The sequence below is a fragment of the Sphingobacterium sp. UBA3519 genome (assembly GCF_002377215.1).
Lineage (GTDB): Bacteria > Bacteroidota > Bacteroidia > Sphingobacteriales > Sphingobacteriaceae > Sphingobacterium > Sphingobacterium multivorum.
Window position 1 is genome coordinate 237465 of the sequence record NZ_DFPI01000037.1, and the last position, 24660, is coordinate 262124.

Below are 24660 nucleotides of genomic sequence, written 5' to 3' on the forward strand. Positions count from 1 at the left end.
TAGTACAAAGTAGGGGATAAGTTGCCAGAGCCCTATGTGATATACATCACAATTTAGCGAATGGTTTTGCTTTTGTGATATAGATCACATTATTTGGCTTGGTATAGCCTGCTCAGTGTTTCGCGGGAAACACCCAGATATGCTGCAATCAAATGTTTGGGAATGAGATTATAGAGTTCAGGATATTGCTGCATGAGTTCCTCGTAGCGGCTTCGAGCATCGTTGTTCAGCAGTGACATTATTCTTTTTTGCAGCCCAATATATCCTTTATTGGAACGCCATCTAAAAAAGGTTTCAACTTCGTGAATTTCCTTACATACTTTTTCACGGTCTTCGTTCGATAAGCAAAGAGTGTCTGCATCGCTGACACAATCTAAATTGACCGTAGCTGGGCCTTGGTTATGCAATGCATTATAATCGGAAGCCCACCAGGTTTTTGTGGCGAACTGTAAGATATGCATCTTTTGTTCATCGTTGGTGAAATAGGTCTTTAAACAGCCATTTAGCACAAAATACTCTTGTTCCACAAGGTCTCCTTGACGGATAATCATTTGTTTCTTTTTAAAGGAGATCGGTTTAAAAAAAGAAAAGAAGTAGTCGAATTGTTCGTCGTTTAACTGGACGGTTTTGTCGATATGTTGTCTCAGAATTTCACGCTCGGTCATAGCTAACAGTTACTTGATCGATTTAAAATTAAACAAAATCTCACAATGATAGCGAAGGGCTGCATCAAGTTCTCCTCAGATTCAAAATTAAGAAGGGAATAACACTACTTTTACAGGGGGTAACAAGGGGTTAGTAGGGTATATACCCTACTAACCCCTTGTTACCCCCTGTAATATATTAAGATAATATTAATTTGATTTTAACTTGTTCCTAGACAAAAACGCAACTTGAAATCCTTTAGCCGCGCTGCTAAATTTCCATGTTTAACCGGTTTAGTGATTTATAAAAAATGATTTTTTTAAATTTTATTTTGTTTATACAAAGTTATTTTCTATTTTAGTGTTGCCCATTCAAGGGCACTTTTCATAAAATAGGTTAATAATATGGCTAAAACACCCGGAGTACCCCATGCTTTCGGGTGTTTTTTTGTTTTTTACCCTTGCGTTATTTCCTTGGATATGTCCTATAAATTTAAATGCTTAAGAACCTATGTCTTGCCTGATTGGCTCATTAGTTAAATATTTCCGTTTTAATATTCTAGAATAATCGCTAGTAATCTCATGATTATGAAAACTTATTTCGCTGTATAACGATTCTGCTACAGTGTTGCTAATTATAATGACTTTGAGTAAGTTTAAGGAAAGAGCCACAATAAATAAATTATGTCGATCGTTGACAAGCAAACCTTAGCGGATTTAAATGTTACCAACAGTAGGTATAAGGATATGGTCGATTTTTTCGATTGTACAGTTACGCTAGGTGGGCGGGATATGTTGTATAGTTATTTTCTTAAACCTCTTTCCTCTAAATTGGAAATAGAAAGCAGACAGCATCTAATTCTTTTTATGCAAAAAGTTGAGATTTCGGATCTATTGGATAAGTATATGATGCAGGATCTGGAGCAATATTTGTCTCTGCCGCAAGAACCCTATTCATCTTCCAGGGCTACTTATTATCTCGAAATGGTGTCAACGAATTTTTTGTCTTTGGATTTTAAAAAACGCGAGATACTTATTAAGCGATCTATTCACGAGATCGCTAAGATTACAGATGGTCTTGCTATTTTTTTAGCATCTGCAAAATCAGAAGGTCATAGTTTAGCTATTCTCAAAGAATATCGTAAGCACGTAGATTGTGTTTTGGAAGATATCGATCGGGATGAGTTTAAGCAGTTGCTGAATAACAAATTTTCTAAGGAGCTGATGATCAAATACGATTATCTTTTTAGAAATATAAAACGAAATGCAATACGTGAGATTTTCGATGTTTTGTATCATTTGGATGCTTTGTTCAGTGTAGCAAAAAGTATCAAAGGAAAGAATCTTGTTTTTCCTCAAATTGAGGAAAAGACAGGGGGAGAGGATATGATCACCATACGTGGAGCTTATAATTTATTTATTGAAGATGCCATTAAAAATGATGTAGAAATAAAAAAAGAAAACAACCTTTGGTATCTGACCGGAGCAAATATGACGGGCAAATCTACCTTGTTGAAGACAATTGGAAGCTGCGTTTATCTGGCACATCTTGGTTTTCCGGTTTCAGCAGATGCGATGAAAACAGTACTTTTTGACGGAATATCGGCGACCATAAATTTAGGTGATAATATAAATGCAGGTGCAAGTCACTTTTTTAACGAAGTATTACGGGTTAAACATTTGGCGGAATTATTGGCATCCGGTAAACAAATGTTTATTCTCATGGATGAGCTATTCAAGGGGACAAACCATAGTGATGCCAGTGAAGCAACCCTGGAGTTAGTCAACTGTTTGAAAGGATACAAGAACAGTGTATTCTTATTGTCCTCACATATTACGGAAATTTGCCCCATACTGTATAAAGATGGTATTGCACTGAAATATTTGGGGGTTCAGTTGGATGAACAGAAGGGTATTATCTTTACATACCGACTTTTGGATGGTGTTGCCGAAGAAAAGTTAGGCATGTGGTTATTGCGCAAAGAACGGGTATTTGAGATTTTAAGGGAATTTGATTTGGGAATACAAAAAGAATGAGATTATTGTGATATTGATTATCTTGTTTCAGTTTTATAGTCTATGGTAAACTTTTGGTCAAATCGAATCAATTGTTTAAGCATTTTTTTAGGTGGTAAAATTGCAGATATCTTTGGATCCAGTAGACTTGACGAAGTAATGGGGAACGAACCAAATAAACAATGGGGCTCGGTAATACTGTTGAAAGCAAATAAAATCAAAGTTTTAAGCAAGTATCTGAAAGTCGCGTCAGTAAATGTATTGGCAAACTAAAAAGATGAATTACTTTAAAAAACAACTCTATATCCTGTGTCTACTAGGCGTGTTGGGCCAGGCAAAGCAGAGCTATAGTCAGCAGCTGCCGCTATTTAACAAAGAAAGCAACAGCCTGTCTGGAGACTGGCTAATAGGAACTCCCCATGCGAAAGCAGGGCTCTTCAAGACGAAAGAAGGTCATTTGGTATTTTCCAATGGCTTGGTCAGCCGTACATTTACGACTTTTCCAAATGTAGCCAGTATTGGTTTGGACGAATTGACTGGAAATACAGCATTTCTAAGGTCGATCCGATCTGAAGCCAGTGTAACAATCGATGGGTTTACCTTTGATGTCGGTGGATTGGAAGGATAAAAAGTACATAATTACTTACTAAAAGAATGGATACCGAGTTTAAAGGCTAATCCCATGGCTTTTAAGTTCCATGATTATAAAATTGAAGATACAAAACCCCGTTTTGGCTGGAAAAAGAGGCCAAACTGGATGCCTAAAGAGATGCCTTGGCCAGTGCCGGGCAAAGAGCTGACATTTAACTATACATTGGATCAACAGGCGATCGATGCTCTTGCCGCAAAGAGCAAAAGTGACCAAAACAGATCATTGCTGTTGGAAGATAAATTTCAGCGTTTAGCGTCCGACTGGAAGTTGATAGTGTCAAAATCACATGCACGTAATTCCTTTGTCAATGAAGAAAAAGTGGGCGAGATTATGGCACTGGAGAATGCGGCAGTATTTGCTGAAAGAGCGGTTCCTCAAGACGCAAAGGTACTCGTCGCCAAGATGAATAAAGGTACTGATCAATCCAACGATTGGGGATTGGGTTTTGGGCTAACACTAACGAATAGTAGCCCCAGACTTTATTGGCGAGCAAGCGAAGGCAAAGTAGTCTTTTTTGATGGCAAACGCGATAACGGAACCTTCGAAGTTGGTAAAGCAGATCAGCTATGGTTTAGATATGAAATAGCGGATAAAGAATTATTGGCACAAGCCTCTTTGGATGGACAACAATGGCATACTGTCGGTCATCTTTCGCTAAAGTCAGGTGACAAGATACAGTTGGTTCGTGTCGGAAAAATGGATCCAAACGGCGAGAACAAAGATGGAAAGGCTTCTACAAAGGAAGGTCGCTCCAAAATAGAAGGTTTTTGGGCATACGGTGATTTTTCATCCCAATTTGCAGGCGATCTGTCCAGTAAACTTGCTTATATGAAAAACGTTACGGTACAGGTTCATTATGATCTTTATGATGACATGCCGATCTTTAGTAAGTGGATTACTGTGAAGAATCAGTCGGACCGGGAAATTGTGGTTAATAGCTTTAAGAGTGAGCAATTGGCTGTATTTGAGCCCGAAAGTTCGGTAGATCATAGAAGCCGTTGGTTATACCCTAATATCACCGTGGAAACAGATTATACATTTGGCGGTATGAGCGAGGAAGTCGTTTATTCCTCGAGTCTGGAGTGGAAAAAAGACCCGCTATATACCACACAGGTCCACTACGACCGGGAGACACCCTGTCTGTTGGAAGTTGCACCTAAAATGGGACCCGAACAACAGGTTGCTGCCGGTGGAGAATTTGCAAGCTATCGGGTTTGGGAGCTGTTGAACGATAGCTGGGAACGCGAACGTAAGAGCCTTGGATATCGAAAAATGCTGCGCTCCATGGCGCCATGGGCAACTGAAAATCCAATATTGATGCATGTACGGAGTTCGGACAACGAGTCGGTAAAAAAGGCAATTGATCAAGCAGCGGAGGTTGGTTTTGAAATGGTGATTATGACCTTTTGGTCTGGATTCAATGCCGAAGATGATTCTCCCGAAAATCTCAAGCGTATGAAAGAGCTTGCTGACTATGCGCATAGCAAAGGAATTGAACTTGGAGGCTATTCGCTCCTGGCCAGTCGGCATATTGATGCTAAAAATGACGTTGTGCTACCTGAAGGCATGCATCCTCGCTTTGGAAGTTCACCCTGTATTGAGAGTGAATGGGGCCAGGCTTACTTCAAAAAGCTGTATAACCTGTACGAAAGTTCGGGACTGGGTGTATTTGAGCACGATGGCTCTTATCCTGGAGATTGGTGCTATTCCACCGATCACCCCGGGCATCATAATGAAAAAGACTCGCAATGGAATCAGTTTAAACGGATTACTGATTTTTACAAATGGTGCCGTGAAAAGGGAATCTACCTGAATATTCCGGATATGTATTTCTTGAACGGCGGCAACAAAGTAGGAATGGGCTACCGCGAAGCGAATTGGTCATTACCGAGGGCACAACAGGAAATTGTGGAAAGACAGAATATCTTCGATGGTACCTGGGCGAAGGCACCATCGATGGGGTGGATGTTTGTTCCATTGGTAGAATATCAAGGTGGCGGCAAAGAGGCAACGATAGAGCCTTTGAAGGATCACCTGCCTCATTATGAACAACGCTTGGCCAATCTATTTGGCGCAGGTGTACAGGCTTGTTATCGTGGACCACAGCTTTATGACTCCCCAGAGACGAAAAATGTAGTAACCAAATGGGTGAATTTTTACAAGAAACACCGTGAAGTTTTGGACAGTGATATCATCCATGTGAGACGTCCTGACGGGATGGATTATGATGCTATTTTGCACGTAAATCCAGCGGGAAAAGAAAAGGGATTACTAATGATCTATAATCCATTGGACGAAGCGATAACACGAAAAATTAAGGTCAACTTATACTATACCGGACTGAAAGGAAATGTGCAAGTGGTTGAGCAAGATCAGAACAGTAGGACAATGCCATTAAATGCAGCCTCGGAAGGGATCTTTGAGGTCAATATACCAGCAAAAAGTCAAACTTGGTTTGTGATTAAGTAAAGAGTCTTCTCATCATTGTGATGAGAAGACTCTTTTTTTACCCGATGGGATAGGGCATTCTATACGTTATTCAATATGGAGCAATTTTTTGCTCTGTTTCGAACGACCATTTTCATTAAAATCCTCCACCTAAAAATAGTAATCCTAATCGCTGTTGAAACTGCGGGCATCAAAGTTGTCGTCGTAGACGATGATCGCATTTTATCATAATTCATTGCCGGCTATTTGCCGTCCTCTTTCTTGGGGGGGCATTTTACAGACACGCCCGTTTCGAGTGTCAGTTCACCGGTCGTAGGGTTATAAATATCCTTGGATAGAATAGGAATTTCACCGGCAACTTTACTTTGTTCGGGGTTGTGTGTACGGTTATGGTAAGTCGGCACTTTTTCAAACTTGACCAATTTACCATTAATGCGTAGATTTTTTTGAACAATGGTTACTTTAGGTAATTTGTCGTATCGGATGACATTTAATCCTTCAAGATCCCTCGGCCTTTGTGCAAAATCGATGAAATACTTGTATTGCTCTAAGAACGATGTGATATGCCCTTTCATCTGAATCTTTTTACCCGGGAAGGCCAGTGAGCCTACATTGACCACTTTTTTTGTGCTTAAATCTTCGACATACATAGTGACCCAGGAATGTTCATAATCGCCCCAGCTGAAATAGGTTTCTTTAGGCTTAATAGGAATTGGTATAGTGTAAAGGGGATAAGATGAGGCTATCGGGAAAGACATATTCCGTAGCCATCTTCTTCTTGAGCTCTTCATCTATACTGCTGTTTTCATATTTTTTTTTAAGCTCCTCTTTGCTTTGGGAAAAGGTTATGCCGCTGAATAAGGTAAGCGGTACAAGCACTACCAAGATATTTTTTATCAATTTCATAAACAGTTTTAATTGCGTCCACCGATATACTTTTTTTTCTTATAGCAGTAAAGGGCTAATTAACCAGCCGATTAAAATAATACAATAAACGAATCGTAAATCATTTTTGGCGAATTGTAAACGGTGGCTTGAATCGCTGACCGAGCACTTTATATTTGGATACAAGAAATGCCGAAACAAATTCTGACGCTTTTGTAGAGTAAAAAATGAGCCAATCTTAATTTGTTAATTTATTGTGCTGCAGATTTATGTGCGACATTTTAATTTTAATTGTCATAGTAGATAGTGCCTTACACGTAAGGTAAATGTTTTTCATAGGTAGTAAGCCGTAAAGGACTCCCGTCCTTGCGGCTTTTTTGTGCCTATTGGTCAGTTGAAGAATGGCTGACATATTCCTATAATTAGTTTGCAACGACATGTTATATGTCTTGGCTGTTTTAGGCTGGGATAAAAAAAATAAAAAAAGTCAAAATTCCTTTAGGACGTTTTGTCTTTCCCGTTGTCATCATTGTATAAATGGAGATTTTGGCCGTTAAATATCCATTTGAAATGCAACTACTATGAAATTTTAGCCTATTAATCATTTTTAGCATGGCACTGACTAATAAAATATTCCAGCAAAGTGAGATTGAAAGTTTTGAATTCAATCACAAAGTCTTAAAAAACTGTTCTTTTATCGATTGCAAGATAAAAGGGAAAAGCTTCATGAACTCCATGTTTCGTGATTGTAAGTTCATTCGCTGTACCTTTGTAGACTGTAACTTTCAGTCTGTTGTTTTTCAGGAATCTGGGCTTTGGATGGAAAGTACATTCGAAGCGAATGATTTTTCGAAAGCCATCATTGGAAATCTAAAAATTGAAAAATCGTCCTTCCTTTACATTTGACAAAACAACTTTCGACGGGACGAATTTGATTCATGTGGTATTTAAGGGAAAGATCAGTTCTTCATGGTTTTATGGAATTCCTTTTACAGAAGATTTATATTCCACCAATCTTTTTATTCTCAAAAAAGCCAAACCATTAAAGACTCCCTTGGTAAATTTTGGTCATGCAGAATTAAAGGACGTTATATTTTCTCGAGGGCTAGATCTCTCCAGTACAGTTTTTCCAAACCAAGAGCATCTTAAAATCATCAATAATCCCAGACGTTTTTTTGATAGTTTCCTCAAAAGGTCAAGAGAAGTGTTTACGGATAATGAATCGTTGGTTTTCTGTCGGGACTTGGTGGATAATGTCTTGTATAAGCCCGAAAATAGGGGGATGCCAATTATATTGGTCGATCTAAATCAGTTTTACCCCTCATTGAATGAAAATAGAGATCGTCTTATTGTTGATCTATTAAAAGCAGGATAATCATATCATTCTATATATAATTGTTAATGCAAAGCCGTTTGGAGTTCCCAGCTCTAGCGGCTTTTTCGCTCCCGACCTGCTTATGCCTTTATTCGCTCCTGTCATTACCTTTGTTCGCTCTTGTCCCTAGTAAACACTTAGCTGAAACCTTGTGTTTACCTAGTGAACTAGGTTAAGACTGGGCGATTCATAGGGATTTGCTAGGTGAATTCCAAAAGCAAGGCAAAAGCAGGGTAGAAGCAGTGCAGTCAAAAGGCCGTGCAAAGACCAAATCTGATGATTGAAGTTAAAATGCAACCTGCTGTATCATAGTTTTTTTATGTTTTTGTATATATAAGAAAATTAGGTATATTTAATTACTTTTTTAAGATGAACGAATGAAAGATACGAAGTTATTAAAAGGCACTTTACAAACGATTATTCTGAAGCTATTGTCTGGAACGGAAAGAATGTATGGCTATGAAATGACCCAGCAGGTAAAACTCTTAACAGATGGGGAGTTTATCCTCACTGAGGGAGCGCTCTATCCTGCATTACATAAGCTAGAAGCGGAAGGGCTTCTGGATACAGCAATAGAAGTTGTCGATGGAAGAGCAAGAAAGTATTACTCCCTGACAGTGAAGGGAAAAAAAGCGCAGATAAGTAAAATGAAAGATGCGTTGACCTTTGTGGAGAAGTTGCAGGTTATTTTGAACACGAAACCAATTGTATCATGACAGAAAAGAAATTGACCAAAGCGGAGTTAGGTATTCTGATGGATTTTATCCGTTCTAAAGGATATCATTATGTTGATGTTCAACTTGAAATTTTGGATCACTTCGCCTGTAAGGTAGAGGAACTGATGTCTTCAGATGCCGGCATGTATTTCAATCGAGCCATTGATCTCGCTTATGCCAGTTTTGGAGAGGCAGGGTTTGGAAGCATTGCAGCTAGTTATGAATTGAATCTGCAAAGAAAACAGATCAATAAATTTCCTGCTGATTTTTTACAGTTCGTCAAGCATTGGCATAGTGCAATTTATATCGTGTACTTCACATTGTTCTATTATTTTGTGCCGCTCGATGCAGATGCTTTTTGGACGGGATTAAAATTAGGGATGATTGGTACACTAGTTTTTTATATTCCAGTATACCTATTGCGGCATCGGCCTCGAGGGAACAAATACTGCGTTTATCGCAATTATCTTGGTTTAACAATACCGATTATGGTTTTGATCATCGGGTTGGTTTCTTCGGAATGGATCGTTAATTATGTTCCTTTAGCTTTGTATCGTGTTGTTATTCTTATTTTTATGTATATTGGATTAGGAATTTTGTCTATCTTTGAGAAGAATCTAAAGGCCATTGTCCGACGGGTAGATGAGATCGAAGTGCTGCACCAGAGCTGACGATTAATTTTTTAAATTATGAAATATCTTTTCCTGTTGTTATTAAGCATTTGTTTTTTGTCCAGTTGTGACAAAGAAGATAGTGATTTTGACGCTAGGGAGATCGGTGATGGAACAATGGCTAAAAGGTATCAATTTGTAGGGCGTTCCGTCGGGTTTTCGGTTAGCCAGATCTACGTGGATGGCACTACAGATAAAAACTTCTATTTGGGGACAGTTTGGGGATTAAAAGATACTACGCCGCAACTAAAACTAACTTCCCTTCGCAATTATAAACCTTTCAAGAGCACAATTTCTTCTACACAGCCAACTTTAGCTCCAATCCGTATCATTCCTGGATTTGATGCTGTGCGAGCTTTCGCTAAGAAAAGCAAGGGGGAACCGGCTGTTTTGAGGCAGTCGTCTGTAGGGGCATTTTTCGATTATAGAGCGATACGCTACCATCTTAATAATAGCCCTGACGTAGATAGTGTACTCAAATTGGTCCGTCACCATGATTCTACCACGATAAAAAGAGCTAATAGCCTGTTATTGCGTCGAGAACATATTACATTTAGTCTCCATGCAGATCTGAAAGACTATGAACAGGCTTTTAGTAAGGATGCACTAGGGAAGTTAAAAAAATCAGGATATAATCCCTACTATGTTTCGTCAGTCAACTATGGTACCCACTCGATTATGATGGGAGAAAGTGATTTTCCACGTGGTGATCTTAAAAACGTATTGGAAAAATTGCTGTACAATCAATTTCTGACAAAAACCGACGAAACGGTGTTAAATCGTTCCGATGTGCTGGTTTATTTGCGTGGTGGACGTCAAACTAGTTTTATTAGACGCGCTACAGGTTTGGACGCTATTAAAAAACTTGTCATTGATTATAAAAATGAACTTGAACTGCAACAGAATAGCTTTGACTACCCCATTAGCTATAGTCTAGGAAACCTTAATTCCTATGGGGACCTTAAATTCTGGTACTCTTATGATTTTCTCGTCCGTGAGGAAAAAGAATGATTTTTATTTAAACATTTGGATAATTAAAAGGATATTTTTTACATTTGGGCTATTGTCGCAAACGGCATCATAGCGCAGTTTCCTGTCTATCTATTTTAAACATGGCATAACCATTAATTAGCCTTTTTGCTTCAATACCATTATTAGCTAAAAACAATTAAAGAAGAACTATGGAAGAAACAATTAAGACATTGATCTACATTCACGCGTTTTTTGGTGGGGTAGGATTGATTACCGGCCTGATCAGTGTGGCTGTAAAAAAGGGAGGAGCAGCGCATAAGAAAATGGGGATCATATTTTCCTATGCGATGGTGATTAGTTCTTTAATTTCACTTGTTATTGCGAGAATGCCGGGCCACGAAAACACATTTTTATTTTTGATCGGTATCTTTACCATCTATCTCATTCTGGCGGGTAATCGCGCGTTGACTTTACGCAGTAAGATTAAACAACAGGCCGATTGGAAAGACAAACTTATTTCGGCTACGATGCTGCTTGCATCGGTTGGTATGTTATGTCTTGGTTTAATTGGATTAATACAGCAGGTGGCAAATTCTGTTTTATATGTCTTTTTTGGTGGTTTTGGTGCATTTATGAGTATTCGAGATTTTCAGCTGTTTAAAAGTTTCAAAGAAAAGAAAAATGGCTGGCTGGTCAGTCATTTGGGTCGTATGGTAGGCGCATTGATTGCGTCGGTGACTGCCTTTTTAGTTGCCGGGATTCAGCTTGGTTCAACGCTGGTTTGGATTACGCCAACCATCATCGGCACCTTGTATATCATCTATTCCAATAGAGCATTGAATAAAAATAAAGTGCTTCGTGCGGATTTGCATTAATCCAGCGAGTTAAACATTTGAATTGATTGAAGAAAGGCCTAAGTTTTTTATTTAGGCCTTTTTTAATGCTTGATCTTATGCTCATGAAACCTTGTCAAGAGGTTCTTTGTGCCTTTTTTTTACTCCTACTTTTGATCCAGTTCAATGCAATAGTGCTAGGTTCGCTAGATGCCGAAAGGCTTGTATTGTGATCTAATAAAGGAAATAGGCAATATTCGAAAGGCTTTCCTTGTGCTTTAAGTGCATTGAGATGTTCAATGGATAAACCTACAGGTATTTGGATATCTTTGGATCCAAAAAGCCAGAGTCCTGGAGTTGTTATTGTTTTAAGTGGTGTCATGGGATCGGTATTTGTAAATTGATAGCGATCCGGATCATTTGCCACATGTTGTCTAGCATCGGCTTCCGTATGTTTATCCCAAAAATCTTTTTTCCCATTCGTAAAGAACTGGAAGCGAAGCTGCTCACGGGCAGGGATGACTGCTCCACTGTACAAGACAAAAAAGTCGACCAAAGGATTTTGGTTGGTAGCTAAGGGAATGATCCATCCTGCTTGGCTGAATCCAAGTAGTCCCATTGGAATGTTCGTCTTCCCTAGTTGCTGATGGAATGCTTTTACCGCTGCTTGTGCATCTTTGGCCAGCAGGTGGAGGTTGGCAGAGTCGATATTATTTGTACCGACCTCAGGGCCAGCGTAGGTTCCCTCAGATTTACCAACTCCGCGCTTGTCATAAGTAAATACAGCAATACCGTTTTGAGCCAAATATGAGGCAAACTCCATCATCCTTTTCTCTTGTCCAGAACCATGGATAAGGACAATGGCCGCATGGGCACGGCGAGGCTGAAGTATGGTTCCTGTTAACTTAATACTCTTACTTTTAAATACAATATCTTTTGTAGACCAGTCTAAAGATTGGGCTTTTGCATGTTGCGCGAAGAGCAGGCAATACATGGCGACGAGAAAAGGTAGCGTACGAAGTGTAATCCGCTGTAAGGGAGCATAGTTCGTCAGGGAACAGTTTAATGAGGAGGATTTAGGCATAATTAATTCGGTGTTAAATTTATTTTTGTCTAAAGTAACGAGTTTAAATTTAAAAAGTTTGTGCTTTTCGGTGGACTGTAGGTTTGAATCGGTAAATCGTCCTGTTTTTGCTGTAAATGGCGGATCAAAATTCCCTTGAATCGTCTGCTTGGTTCTTTGCAGATAGCAATGTCCATTCTTGAAAAAGGTTTACAAAAGGTTTAACACGGCTTTTACTTTACGGTTGGTCTAATACGACTCTTACTTCACAGCTGGTCTTTTACGGGGTTTTGATTTGTCTATATTTATTTGGGTAAAAACTAGTGGTCAAATTTGATTTTATTCCGTTTTATAATCGTTATTTCTACGGAACTTATTTGGTCTTTATTCGCTTTCATCCGAATGAAGTCCGAATGAGGTCCCTATAAAGTCCGTATTAGCTCCCTGAAAATTAAGAAATTTGTAAGAAATAAAATAGCGACGGAATAAGATTCGTTAACAGTGTTTTAAGTTTTTCTTTCTTGTTGTATAACGTAATATATCCTTTATCAAAAGTTAACATCTGAAAATTATTTTTGAGCTGAATGAAGCGATTGTTCCTGCGGTAGTTTTCCTTAAGGAAAACTCAGCAAGTAAGAAAAACTAAGCAAGGACAACCATAAATCTTATGAAAGAATACTATGCACATTTTCTGCAACATGATTCCTCTCTTAGGGGAAACCGATCTTAGTACTGGACTCCTTATTGTTTTTGCCCTTTGTTTATTTGCCGTTGTGGCCTTTGAATTTGTCAATGGCTTTCATGATACCGCGAATGCTGTTGCAACGGTCATTTATACCAAAGCACTTAAACCAATTGTAGCCATTCCTTGGTCTGGTTTTTGGAATTTTCTAGGTGTTTTTGCAGGCGGAATAGCCGTGGCTATGGGAATCCTTAAATTGGTGCCTCTGGATACCTTAATGGCACTCCCGGTTTCCGTAGGCGCTTGTCTGGTCCTTTCTGTATTATTGGCTGCTATTATCTGGAATTTGGGGACTTGGTATTTTGGTATTCCTTGTTCGAGTTCACATACCTTGATCGGTGCCCTTATCGGGGCTGGTATAGGCTTCACCTGGTATTACGGTGGCAGCGGTGTCAATTGGCATAAGGCTGAGGAAATTGGTCTTTCTTTGATTCTGTCACCTTTGATTGGCTTTGGTCTAGCGGTGATATTGATGCTCTTTTTGAAGCATGTCGTCCGTTATAAAGCACTTTTTCACATCCCACAAGGGGAAGATGACAGGCCTCCATTTCTAGTACGGGGTATTCTTATACTGACCTGTACATTGGTCAGTTTTTTTCACGGTAGCAATGATGGACAAAAAGGAGTAGGGCTGTTTATGTTGATCTTAATTGCATTTCTTCCTGCCCGTTTTGCAATAAACCATTCCGTACCAGATGCGGCTGTCATTAAAACGCTCGATCAAACGGAGATTGTGTTACAGACAATTGCTTCCAGTAATGTAACTCAGGGAATGATGTTTGCGCAAGTCAATCAGGAGATTGAGCTAGTCAAGCTACATTTGATGGATAAAAGTGTAACGGATAAAGCCGGGACGTTTAAATTCAGAAAAGAGGTTGAAGGTTTAGTCAAATCCATCGCTACATTGGAGCGTAATAAACAGATCAATATCAATGCTGAAAATAGATTGGAGCTCAATCGTAAGTTGGGTGAATTGAAACATCTTACGGACTTTGCACCGATTTGGGTGATCTTAACGATTTCGGTAGCACTAGGTTTGGGAACAATGATCGGTTGGAAACGTATTGTCGTAACGATTGGTGAAAAAATAGGAAATGAACATTTGAGTTATGCTCAGGGGGCCTCAAGCGAGATTGTCGCAGCTTCGACAATTGGTATCAGTACCGTATTGGGTTTGCCCGTTAGCACAACGCATGTGCTCTCAAGTGGTATTGCTGGTTCAATGGTAGCTTCTGGAGGAAAGAGCAATTTAAATAAAGGAACACTCAAAAGTATCGGTCTTGCTTGGGTACTTACTTTACCTGTGTCGATTGGCTTGGCTTTATTACTATTTGTATTCTTCCATCTTTTTATTTAGTTGATTGTTATCTGAATGTTTTTGTCATCCATTGACTTTGTACACATGGCTATTGGCAGTTTAATATTAAAACTTAAAAAATGAAACAAATTCTCGTTGCCTCTGATTTTTCAATCAATGCAAGTCATGCTTTGCGTTATGCCTTGTCTTTGGCTTCTCGTTTGCATATGGAAATTGCTGTTGTACACGCCATACACCCGACAGAAGGGATCAACAACAGTACTTATAACGCGATCTTTATAGAAGATTATTACGCTAGAAAACGAGCTGCTTTGCAAGAATGGACTGATCAGGTGGTTCAGGAAAATAAATACAATGGCCTTAAAGTGAGATCTGTTGTCGAAGTAGGTTATCTGCGTAATGTAGTCACAAAGTATGTTGAATATACCGATGTTTCTTTTTTGGTAATGGGAATCACTGGGGCGACGGGCATTAAGGAAATTGTCGGTAGTAATGCAAGTATGGCTGTGACAAAATTGCGTATTCCGACCTTGATTGTACCTCCTGAAAGTAATCTGTCCGCTATTCCGGTCATTACATTGGCAACGGATTACAAAACCACAAAATTGTCTGTGCGTGATGTCAAAGCGCTCAATCGTATTTTAAAACTTTCGGACCCCAAGAAGTTGGAAATTCTACATGTTTCAGAAAGGGATTTGGACGAAAAGCTGGTGCGTAATGGGGAGAAAAAAATGCGTCAGTTGCTTCCTAACGTAACTATCAACTTTAACTATGTGGATGAGGATGATACACGCCCATCGTATGCGATCGTTGATTTTGTGGAAAACAATCAGACCGATATTCTATGTTTGGTCAAACGCAACCATAATATGATTTATCGTTTATTTGCAAGTAGTACGGTGAATGAAGTTCTGAACCGATCGGTTAAAGCGATTTTGGTGTTGCATGAATAGTCTATGTTGAAACTTTTTTACGCTATATATCAAGCCGTTTTGGATTTTCCAAGCGGCTTTTTTTCAATGACAAAATGATGGATTGATAATTCAGAAACCAATTTTGAGCCAGCAGGCAATCAGTATCACCTTAAATTAACCTAAAAATCTCCACAAGTCATCGTCCTGTGGAGATTTTTCACTATAGTCCCTTATAGTGCGCTGAAACTTTGCATATTTTTCCATGTACGTCTAATTCCATATATTCCGCGGAAAGCGAATCGTTGACGCTTTTATAGAAAAGTACCATGGAGTTTACGCCCGTAAGTATGTGGTAAAGCTCAAAATGAAGTTCTGGATATTTTTCCAGTGCGCTTTTAAAATAAGCTTTTAATTCTTCTTTGTTCTTTATATTTCCCGCCGTATTCACACCCATTTTCTGAATAATGGGGGAGCGAAAGTCAATGTCTTCACTATAGTGTCGCATAATTGTATCTAGATCGTGTTGGTTCCAGGCATCAACCCAATGTTGCGCAAGATCTGCAGGCTGATTAAAATTATCTAGTGTATTCATGTTGTATTAAAAATTAATCGATGTATCTGACGGAATTGTCAAACCAAACCGCTTAAAGCAATATACATAATTTAACTGTTTTATCTGCCGTAAGGATGGATAAACCGTTATTGACCCACAATTTGTTGGAATCGCTAAATTGAACAAACGGTTGCGTTTTGATCAGAGTTGTCAATGCTGATAATTCTCGTTATTATCGTAAGGTTATAGTCTGTTCGTAAGCAGATTGACTATAGTTTGTTCGTTTATAAAATAAGAAAATTGTGAAAAAATATCTATTTCTTGCGGGTATTCAGGTAATGTCAGTGCTAGGGTTATCAGCCCAAACGACAAGGTCAACTGTGCCATTACAGCTATTGGGTACCCGGAGTTGGATCCGTGTAGACACGAAGGATAATCAACCGAGCATGTCCGGAGCGAAAGTCTTTTGGGCAAAAACGAATAAGAAACCGCAAACAGCCAATGCGATATTAGCAGAAGGTGCCAAACGTTATTATATTCAGCAGGTGGAGCCTGAAACGACCTATTATATCTGGATAGAATCTGCTACAGGAAAATCCTTGGCGAATGGAAAAGTGTATACGAGCAAGAAGTGGCAGCTGGATGATACTGAACTCGATGAGGAGCAAAAGAATCCAAGCTCAAGAGCTGTTCCTATTGGTATGGAAGTCTATTGGCAGGATGAATTTAACGATCAGTTACTTAATCGGAATAAATGGAAGACCAACTATTTCTCGTCCCTGAACTATCTGAATGAAAAATCCAAGGATGAAATGTTGCATGATCGTTTGCCACAACCCGCTTATACTTTAAATGGATCAGCGATCAATCTGTATGTCAATGATACCATTCCCAAGCGGATTTTTACGGAGGGTGGCAACCAAAAGATTTCATCCATCCAAACCTACGATTGGAAGTCCAATGAAAATCTATTGGACAACAGCAAAGGTGGGTACTTTGAAGTTAAGGTGAGACGCAACCGCCAGGGTAATCCAAAGGGAACAAATACAGCTTTTTGGTTTGATTCACCAGGACCAGATATTCGTTATTATCTTCAAGAAGGATCTGAAGTGGACGGAATTAAAGGCATTCGTCCCAAGGGACAGCTTTTTGAAATAGACGTTTTCGAGTATATTACAGCTCAATTTGTGATACATGGACATGTCGATCAAAAAGGGGTATTTCAACGTAATCTTGCTACACATATTGCGGAGGGGTATGAACATGTGGGACAATGGGTAACACATGGGGTATTATGGACACCTACCAGTATTAAACATTATATCAATGGAGACCTGATCAAGGAGTATAAGAATAAAAATCAGATTTATTCACCCAACCACTTTTTGAATGTATTTCTTGGAGCCTATGGTTCTGAAGGCGGAGTCAATATGGAGGTCGATTATATTCGGGCTTATAATTGGCCTTTAAAGGATGGTAATGAACTGCCGAATCCGGATTTTGAGGGCAAGGCTGGCCTTGCACCTTGGGAAGGAGCAGCGGTCATCGAAGAAGGGCGTGGAGAAAAAGGCAGTAAAGCGGTCGTACTTGCGCCGGGTCAAAAAATAGAGCAATATGTTTATTTGAATCCTCAACAAGACTTCAAGCTTGGCTATTGGAGTAAAGGAGGTAAAGTTCAGGCGGAAGTGGATGATGTTGCTGTCGTAACAGGAAAGTTATCGACTTTAAAGACTTTAATAGCTGATTCAGGAAAGAGAGGTGGAAAACAGGCCGTTGATTTTGTTACTGGCAAGGAGATCAATCCGAATAAAAAAATAGTTCGGATCGGATTTATCAATATAGGAACGGAAAAGGCATTATTGGATAATATCACGTTGAAAAAAAGATAGTTATAGTGTTGTTTTCTTAGTAAATAACGGCTCTATGTATATCACGTAGGAGCCATTTTTATGTTTTTTTATGTGGTAAATGTTTCTTTTGATATGCTGAAGGTGACATATTTGTCTGTTTTTTGAAGAAATGAGAGAACGTAGCGGAGTCCTCAAAACCCAATTCAATTAGCGTAGTCTTGATTGGATTGGCCCCCAAACTCAGCAGGTGTATAGCTTCCTTTAACAAACGATTATGAATCAGTTTGAGGGGGGTAGTCTCCATGTATTGCTGTGTTTGTATCCAAAGAGTTGTTGCAGTTATATTCAATAAATTTGCGTAATAAGCGACATGGTGTTCTTTTTTATAATGAAGTTCTATTAATTCAAGAAAGCGATTCAGGATGGCTGGATAAGTATATGGTGCTAAATTATCGATGTGTTTGGTTAAGGAGCGGTTAATCTCTAGTAAGCTAGTTCCCAAACGTGATAAAATGAGTGATAATAGTGGCTGATAACGAGAGAGTTCCTCACGGATCTTATCGAATTCATAGCGAAGCCTCTCAAATTCATATGCTGCGATCTGAAGTATCGGATAATCTTTAAGAAGTTTTATGTTGATTGAAAGCGTATGACATAATTTTTCAAAATTTTGCCAGGGAATTCTAAAATGATAAACAGCGGTTTCTTTGAAAAAATAGAAAGAACTTGACTGACCAGGGAACATTAAATGAATTTGATAACCCATTATATTATGTTGCCCCTGATCAATCTGACGGATACCTCCTCCCGAGTGTATTAAGATAAGGGTCAGCACCTCTTTGCTTTTGAGCATATGGCAGGTGTGTACTCTGATATTCCGCATTCGATATAAAAAACCGAAATGCTCTACCTGTTCGTCGCATGTTGTTATGTTTGCAGTATTAAACATAGTTATTTTGGTCTGAGAGGCGTTAAATGCACGATTTGTTTATTCAATTTTGCGATTCTTATCTAACGATTATAGGGATATTCCTGTACCCAATGGAACTTGCGCTGCTTTAATTCGAAAGTTTGCACGTCTTGTTTAATCAGTTTAATTTGCGCTGTATGGTCATCGAAGGCTTTTGTCAGAAGAATATTTCCATCTTGGTTGATTTGATAATCAAATTGATAATTGTTTAAGGTGATTTTCTTCCCCGCAGCATCAATTACAACGCTCTCTCTTTGCGGGCTATAGTCTGTGTTGCGTATTAAGACCTTATTGTTATCAATTTCGAAAACAATAAGTCGCCAATTTTCGGAGATTGTTTTGCGTGGTGTTCCCGCTTGATCAATACGGTAGATTCCATATAGTGGTGACGTCGTTAGGTACTCAGCGATCATTTTTTTTGTACTTAATATGCCCATGCCCTGTTGCACTATAAAGAGAAGTAACACGGCCAATTTGATGATAAACAAACTTTTTCTTTTCCAGCTTTTATTGAATAGGAGTTGTTGAATAGGAAGTAACTGTACAGGTTTTCCTGAAATAAAAATTTCGCACAATGCTTTTAAGTAGGGAAGCAGTAGAAATATGGAAAATAGCAGGAGTGCTGTGGAGACCATTTTGACAGGAACATCATAAAAATAATTAACAGCCATAATATTGATACTTGTCGCAACCGTAATAAGTGCACCCAAAACCATCATTTTTCTGAAAAGCAATAGGCCCGATAATATTTCAATTGAACCGATGAGTATATTGTAGCCTTGAGAATAACCGATATAAGTCCATGCGAGGCCCATGGGGGAATACTCGCCCAATGGCTGCAGGAGTTGTGTTAACCTCGGCGGCTGCATTTGCATATAGAAGACTTTGATGAGACCATAGTTGATGAGCATAAAAGCAACATAATAACGTATTGCTGTGGTTAACCAGTAAAAAAGGATCCTATAGTTCGCTCTTTTTCGATCTAATATGGACCATAAAGCTGCCCCGACTAATGCTAGTAGGAATAAGATCAATAAGGATATCCAGGCATAGGAGGTATCCCCACTTCCGTTGATGAAGATGCTGTGGTCGTAAGAATAGCCCAATATATTTTCTGCAAACCAGGGAGTCAACTTTTGCATAAAATGGTTGAGGGGAGAGCTGATATAGCCATATAATGGATAAGTGCCGTTGTTGAAAACAAGAATAAACGACAAAATGAAAATAAAAGAAAATCGAAAACCTAATTTTCTAAAGGCAGGCCAACGTTCTGGACCGTTTTCGTTAAGAATAAGCATGATTAAAGTTTATAGTATTTAAGTTAATATTTTTTGGTAAAATAGACCGTATGTTTGTTGAAATAAATAATCGATTAAATAGTAAATAATCATTACGCTATATTTGGACAGAAGTTTTTATCTTGCTCCTAAAAAATAAGAATCATGGACAAGATCAGAGAATATTTCGAATCGCTCGTTGTCATGAATGATACGGACTGGGAAGTATTTTCCGCTAAGCTTGTTAAGATGGAGTTTCCAAAAAAATCACTGATTTTGGAAATCGGAAAAACTGAACAGTATTTATCTTTTATTGAAAAAGGAATTGTACGTTTCAATATCCCAAAACTGGACTATGATTTTACTTTTGGATTCGCTTTTGAAAACTCTTTTGTAAGTGGGTACGATTCCTTCTTGACACAGCAGCCTTCATCGTATCATCTCGAGGCAATAACAGATTGTATTTTATGGCGGATATCGTTTGAGGATCTCCATGCGGTATATCAAACAACAACGGTTGGGAACCTAATTGGTCGGAAAGCGGTTGAGGACATTTTTCTAAAAAAAATGAAACGGGAACTGACGCTACTCGAAGATTCGGCAAAAACCAGGTATATCAATTTGTTGCGTGAGCAACCCGAGTTGATTCGCAATATTCCCTTAAAATATCTGGCTTCTTATATTGGTATTAGGCCGCAATCATTGAGCCGGATCAGAAAAGGAATTTATTAACAAATGTTCATTGATAACAAAAAGAAGGGTACCTATTTTTGTTATAAAAAAGATGAAACCATTTTTTGTATTGATCGTTGTCTTTGTTGTCTCCAATTTAAGTACCCTGTTGTTGAAAGGCACGGTGGATTATTTTTTTTCGGGCAAAATAGCACTAGCCGTTATGTTGCTGTTTACATCATTGGGGCATTTATTATATACGGAGGGAATGACCTTGATGCTACCCGAATTTATTCCATTTAAAAAGGAAATGATCTATGCAACCGGACTGTTGGAAGCCCTTGCTGCTATTGGGCTATTTGTCCCGCAGATGAGCCGCATAACGGGAATCCTTTTAATTGTCTTCTTTCTACTGGTATTACCCACAAATATCCGGGCAAACTTGAAGCATATTAATTATGAGACGGCTACTTTCGATGGACCTGGTCCAAACTATTTGTGGTTTCGTATTCCGTTTCAAATCTTGCTTATCGCTTGGACTTATTATTTTGCGATTCGTTAAATCAAGTTTCTTAACTAAAATATAGCATTAAATTAATATGGGTTTGTTTAGTTTTATTTAACAATTTTTTATTTTTGCTAAACTTTTAGGTTTAATCAAATGAAAGAAGCAATTAAGATGATCGTATTTGACATGGCAGGTACGACAGTGAACGAAAATAATATTGTGTATAAGACGCTTAGAAATGCAATAAATACGGTAGGAGGCTATGAACTTACATTAACGGAAGTATTGGCGCATGGCGCAGGTAAGGAAAAGTTACAAGCGATCAAAACAGTACTTAAAAATAGCCTGAATCTTGTTGATGATGAATTGGCACAACGCATGTTTACGTTGTTTTTAGGGGAGCTGGAGCATGCTTATGAAGTGGAAGAAATTTATCCAAATACGAATGCTGAGGAGCTTTTTGCCATATTGAAAGACCGTGATATCTTACGTGTGTTGAATACGGGATATGACCGAAAAACTGCGGAGTCGCTTTTAGAAAAGCTTAACTGGAAAGTAGGAAAGGATGTAGATGCATTAATTACAGCGTCTGATGTGCCTCGAAACAGACCTTATCCAGATATGATTGAATTAGCGATGCAAAAATTTGAAATTGCTGATCCAGGTGTTGTCTTAAAGATTGGAGATTCTATTATCGATATACAAGAGGGGCAGCAAGCAGGCTGTGGTTTAAGTATCGGTATCACAACCGGTGCACATAATGTGGCTCAACTCAAATCCGCAAATCCCGATTATGTGATTGATGATCTACTGGAAATTGTTCCAATACTTGAAAAGAAGAATATCTCCAATACAGTTGTCTAGTTCTTTGACACTGTTGAATAAAAAAGCGGGTATTTCTTGTAGGAAATACCCGCTTTTGATTGCGATATGATCCACATGCTATTGCATTTGTATGCCTTCCATTGAATTCTGGTTTTTGTTTTTCTTAAACATGTTCATATCCATTTTTCCGAAACGGTAGGAAAGATTCAATTTGATCAACTGCGGATTGGAAAGTCGATAATAGGTTTGAGAGAATCCGTCACCCGATGAAACAATGGTATTGCCACGTGTTCTGAAGATATCATTGATGGCCAATGTTGCGGAGGCAGCCTGATTTTTCAAGAAGCTTTTCTTGATGGCAAAGTCGATACCATAGAATGGTTTGATATAGCCTTGGGAAGAGCTTTGTGCCTGGTTCATTGGTGGGCCGAATGTCTGGCCCTGTGTAACTGGCATATTTGTTTTGCCTTGATATTCAAAAGCAAGCTGTAGGTTCCAGTTTTTCTGTAAGTTGAATGTATTGTTCAATTTTCCAAATACTGTCCACATACCTTCCGACGGTGTTTTCTCATCAACTTCAATTTTAGAATTGTAGAAGTTGAGGTCTGCTGTCAGATCCCACCATTTTTTGAGATTATTGGTATACGTGAATTCGGCCCCATAATTTTTGCTGGAATTGGCATTGATATAGGTATTAATGAAGTCCATTTTGTTCGTCACCGGATTGAGTTCCTGTGTCAGGTAACGTGTAATTAGGTTGTTTGTAGATTTATAGTATACCGTTGCCAAAAATGTACCTTTTCCATGTGTACGACTGTAAGAAAGTTCGCCCGAAGTGGTGAATTCTGGTACAAGATCGGGGTTTCCACGTGTAATATTTAAGCTGTCTGTGTAGTCAACAAAAGGGATAAGCTGAAAGAAGTTCGGACGGTTGACACGACGGGTTACGCTCATCTGTATTTGGTCTTTTTCGGTTAGCTTTTTGCTCAGGAACAAAGAAGGAAATAAGCTAAGGGGGTACTTGTTGTGAAACTTTTCATTTGTATTCAAAAGTTCGCCGTCGTACGTTGAGCTTTCTGCGCGCAACCCAACTTTATAGGATACCCAGTCTTTGAGATTTCCTCCAAGTGAGGCATAAGCTGCATAGACGCTGTTTTTGTTATTATAGTTTGCTGAAGCTGCGGTGATATTTTCAAAATCCTCCTTATCCACTGCTTTTAAGGAATTCGTGTTGAGGTTTTTGAGTTTATTGATCTGGGCACGCACACCGGTCTCGAGTTTCATGCCATTTTTGAACGGTTTGACATAATCTGCCTGCACAGTCATAAATTTATTGTTGCCGGAGCCGTTGTTTTTTTGGATCTGCGTTCCGCTGACCTCATCGCTGGCATTGCGATAATTGGTCGTATATAGACCATTTGAGGTGTTATTACCGCCAAAGTAATTGAAATCGACAGACAATTCTTCGCCTTCAGTTTTGAATTTTTGGACGAGACCAGCTTGCAGGCCACGTGGTTTAAAGCTTCTTTCAGATTCGGAAATGCGATCGCTCATTGAAGTATTGCCCCCTGAAGTGGTGGAAATTGCTGAATTTTCATTAGGCTTAAATTTACCCTGAACCAACACTCCGGCGACAGATAGCGTTGTTTTGGGACTTAAGTCGTAATCTACGCCAAGCCGGCCAAAGGTAATCATACCTTTTGTTTTGCCCTCGATATCTTGATCTACTGTCGATTCTATGCCATTAATTGTACTGGTACGGTGGCTGTCGCCCTCGGTGTTGGTCCGCATGCGCATATTCATTCCCGTCAGTGAGATGTTGAATTTATTCTGACGCAGATTTAAACTACCCATAAAGTTGGTCCCGCCAAAGCGGTCAGCTCCTAAGGTGACCATACCATTGTATCCAGCTTTCTTATTTTTTTTCAGAATAATATTGAGGATACCGGCCATACTTCCAGAAGCGTCGTATTTGGCAGATGGATTTGTGATGATCTCGATTTTATCAATGACATCAGCCGGAATTTGATCCGGTGTAAGCGTGGTCGGTTTTCCGTCAACAAAAATCGTTGGCGCTGCATTTCTCAATTTTACATTACCGTCGATATCTACTTGTACAGAAGGCATATTGCGGAGTACATCGATTGCTGTACCGCCAGCCGCGACGATATTTTTCTCTACGTTGAAGACCTTTTTGTCGATGTCCATTTCGAGTAATGCCTTACGGCCAGTCACGGTGACTTCATCGAGCTTACGGTTGTCATTTTCCAGTTTGATCGCGCCGATATCTTTGGTTGTTTTTCCATCGGTATAGTCTACAGCTAGATCAATCGGTGCATAGCCTACAGAGCTAATTTTTAGCTTCCATTTTTCTTTTGGTGAAATGGCTGCGAAATTGAATTTTCCATTTTCTGAAGAACTGGTACTTTTTACGAGAATTTCCCTTTCTTTACCAGTAGCTTGATCCTTGATGACCTTCAATAAATTCACGGAAGCTTGCGCGATCGGTTTCCCGGTGTTGTCCACAATTTGGCCGGAGAGCTGGCCTTCGGACATGGCGAAAGTAGGACGACCGCCTGCAGGGGCTTGAGCGTGTACAGAAGCAACCGCAGTTGCCATTAGTGCTATTGCTATAAATCTTTTCATTTTTTCTTTGCTATGCTATCGGCTACGCGGATTAGGCTGTTCGATAGTACGCAAATTTGAAAAGGATTTTTTAGCTATGCAATCATCTGTAGACCGAAGCGGCGAATGTG

The 24660-nt window shown here is 39.1% G+C and carries 22 protein-coding genes; 15 read left to right on the forward strand and 7 right to left on the reverse strand.

Annotation, left to right across the window (positions count from 1 at the left end; all coding sequences use genetic code 11):
* Positions 1–89: 89 nt before the first annotated feature.
* On the reverse strand, positions 90–665 hold the full coding sequence (locus tag B3297_RS23835) for a Crp/Fnr family transcriptional regulator (protein ID WP_075993518.1): 576 nt from the start codon (positions 663–665) through the stop codon (positions 90–92).
* Between the two features lie 663 nt (positions 666–1328).
* On the opposite strand from B3297_RS23835, the gene B3297_RS23840 reads away from it, so the two are divergent.
* The 3 genes from B3297_RS23840 (at position 1329) to B3297_RS23850 (ending at position 5781) form a co-directional block, all read left to right on the forward strand.
* On the forward strand, positions 1329–2681 hold the full coding sequence (locus tag B3297_RS23840) for a MutS-related protein (protein ID WP_159333122.1): 1353 nt from the start codon (positions 1329–1331) through the stop codon (positions 2679–2681).
* 256 nt (positions 2682–2937) lie between these two features.
* Entirely contained in the window at positions 2938–3288 is a 351-nt protein-coding gene (locus B3297_RS23845; protein ID WP_139145042.1) for a hypothetical protein, read from the forward strand.
* A gap of 54 nt (positions 3289–3342) precedes the next feature.
* Positions 3343–5781, forward strand: coding sequence for a hypothetical protein (locus B3297_RS23850; protein ID WP_286779626.1), 2439 nt, complete (start codon positions 3343–3345; stop codon positions 5779–5781).
* Positions 5782–6002: 221 nt separating this feature from the next.
* On the opposite strand, the gene B3297_RS23855 is transcribed toward B3297_RS23850, so the two are convergent.
* The gene (locus tag B3297_RS23855) at positions 6003–6551 is read right to left on the reverse strand and encodes a hypothetical protein (RefSeq protein ID WP_159333120.1); all 549 of its coding nucleotides are present in this window, start codon (positions 6549–6551) and stop codon (positions 6003–6005) included.
* 706 nt (positions 6552–7257) lie between these two features.
* On the opposite strand from B3297_RS23855, the gene B3297_RS24965 reads away from it, so the two are divergent.
* The 6 genes from B3297_RS24965 (at position 7258) to B3297_RS23880 (ending at position 11254) form a co-directional block, all read left to right on the forward strand.
* Positions 7258–7551, forward strand: coding sequence for a pentapeptide repeat-containing protein (locus B3297_RS24965; protein ID WP_070568018.1), 294 nt, complete (start codon positions 7258–7260; stop codon positions 7549–7551).
* Entirely contained in the window at positions 7523–8020 is a 498-nt protein-coding gene (locus B3297_RS23860) for a hypothetical protein (protein WP_070568016.1), read from the forward strand. Before B3297_RS24965 ends, B3297_RS23860 begins: the two co-directional genes overlap by 29 nt.
* Before the next feature lie 377 nt (positions 8021–8397).
* On the forward strand, positions 8398–8736 hold the full coding sequence (locus tag B3297_RS23865) for a PadR family transcriptional regulator (protein WP_046675346.1): 339 nt from the start codon (positions 8398–8400) through the stop codon (positions 8734–8736).
* Entirely contained in the window at positions 8733–9407 is a 675-nt protein-coding gene (locus B3297_RS23870) for a hypothetical protein (RefSeq protein WP_070568014.1), read from the forward strand. The genes B3297_RS23865 and B3297_RS23870 overlap by 4 nt, the downstream gene beginning before the upstream one ends.
* Positions 9408–9425: 18 nt before the next feature.
* Positions 9426–10418 (forward strand): hypothetical protein, encoded by a 993-nt coding sequence (locus B3297_RS23875; protein ID WP_070568012.1) that lies wholly within the window; start codon positions 9426–9428, stop codon positions 10416–10418.
* Between the two features lie 170 nt (positions 10419–10588).
* Positions 10589–11254: a hypothetical protein gene (locus tag B3297_RS23880; RefSeq protein ID WP_201638943.1), complete on the forward strand. Its 666-nt coding sequence runs from the start codon at positions 10589–10591 to the stop codon at positions 11252–11254.
* Between the two features lie 94 nt (positions 11255–11348).
* Here B3297_RS23880 and B3297_RS23885 read toward each other — a convergent pair whose 3' ends face one another.
* Positions 11349–12296, reverse strand: a complete 948-nt coding sequence (locus B3297_RS23885) for an alpha/beta hydrolase family protein (protein WP_083296047.1) — start codon at positions 12294–12296, stop codon at positions 11349–11351.
* Positions 12297–12973: 677 nt separating this feature from the next.
* Between B3297_RS23885 and B3297_RS23890 the strand changes: the two genes are divergently transcribed.
* Positions 12974–14374 carry an inorganic phosphate transporter gene (locus tag B3297_RS23890; RefSeq protein ID WP_286726658.1) on the forward strand — a complete coding sequence of 467 codons (1401 nt, stop codon included), beginning with the start codon at positions 12974–12976 and terminating at the stop codon, positions 14372–14374.
* 80 nt (positions 14375–14454) lie between these two features.
* Positions 14455–15288, forward strand: coding sequence for a universal stress protein (locus B3297_RS23895; RefSeq protein ID WP_046675350.1), 834 nt, complete (start codon positions 14455–14457; stop codon positions 15286–15288).
* Positions 15289–15469: 181 nt separating this feature from the next.
* On the opposite strand, the gene B3297_RS23900 is transcribed toward B3297_RS23895, so the two are convergent.
* On the reverse strand, positions 15470–15841 hold the full coding sequence (locus B3297_RS23900) for a nuclear transport factor 2 family protein (RefSeq protein WP_070568001.1): 372 nt from the start codon (positions 15839–15841) through the stop codon (positions 15470–15472).
* Positions 15842–16104: 263 nt separating this feature from the next.
* On the opposite strand from B3297_RS23900, the gene B3297_RS23905 reads away from it, so the two are divergent.
* Positions 16105–17691, forward strand: a complete 1587-nt coding sequence (locus tag B3297_RS23905; protein WP_286779627.1) for a glycoside hydrolase family 16 protein — start codon at positions 16105–16107, stop codon at positions 17689–17691.
* Positions 17692–17749: 58 nt separating this feature from the next.
* On the opposite strand, the gene B3297_RS23910 is transcribed toward B3297_RS23905, so the two are convergent.
* Positions 17750–18601, reverse strand: a complete 852-nt coding sequence (locus B3297_RS23910) for a helix-turn-helix domain-containing protein (protein ID WP_083296045.1) — start codon at positions 18599–18601, stop codon at positions 17750–17752.
* A gap of 62 nt (positions 18602–18663) precedes the next feature.
* A complete protein-coding gene (locus B3297_RS23915) occupies positions 18664–19920 on the reverse strand; it encodes a hypothetical protein (RefSeq protein ID WP_070567995.1) in 1257 nt (418 codons plus the stop codon).
* Positions 19921–20064: 144 nt separating this feature from the next.
* Here B3297_RS23915 and B3297_RS23920 point away from each other — a divergent pair, with 144 nt between their 5' ends.
* The 3 genes from B3297_RS23920 (at position 20065) to B3297_RS23930 (ending at position 21943) form a co-directional block, all read left to right on the forward strand.
* Positions 20065–20631, forward strand: coding sequence for a Crp/Fnr family transcriptional regulator (locus B3297_RS23920; protein WP_070567992.1), 567 nt, complete (start codon positions 20065–20067; stop codon positions 20629–20631).
* Between the two features lie 52 nt (positions 20632–20683).
* The gene (locus tag B3297_RS23925) at positions 20684–21133 is read left to right on the forward strand and encodes a DoxX family protein (protein ID WP_070567990.1); all 450 of its coding nucleotides are present in this window, start codon (positions 20684–20686) and stop codon (positions 21131–21133) included.
* A 99-nt stretch (positions 21134–21232) separates the two neighbouring features.
* Positions 21233–21943, forward strand: a complete 711-nt coding sequence (locus tag B3297_RS23930) for an HAD family hydrolase (protein ID WP_070567988.1) — start codon at positions 21233–21235, stop codon at positions 21941–21943.
* 78 nt (positions 21944–22021) lie between these two features.
* On the opposite strand, the gene B3297_RS23935 is transcribed toward B3297_RS23930, so the two are convergent.
* On the reverse strand, positions 22022–24550 hold the full coding sequence (locus B3297_RS23935; protein ID WP_286779628.1) for a TonB-dependent receptor domain-containing protein: 2529 nt from the start codon (positions 24548–24550) through the stop codon (positions 22022–22024).
* Positions 24551–24660 lie beyond the last annotated feature (110 nt).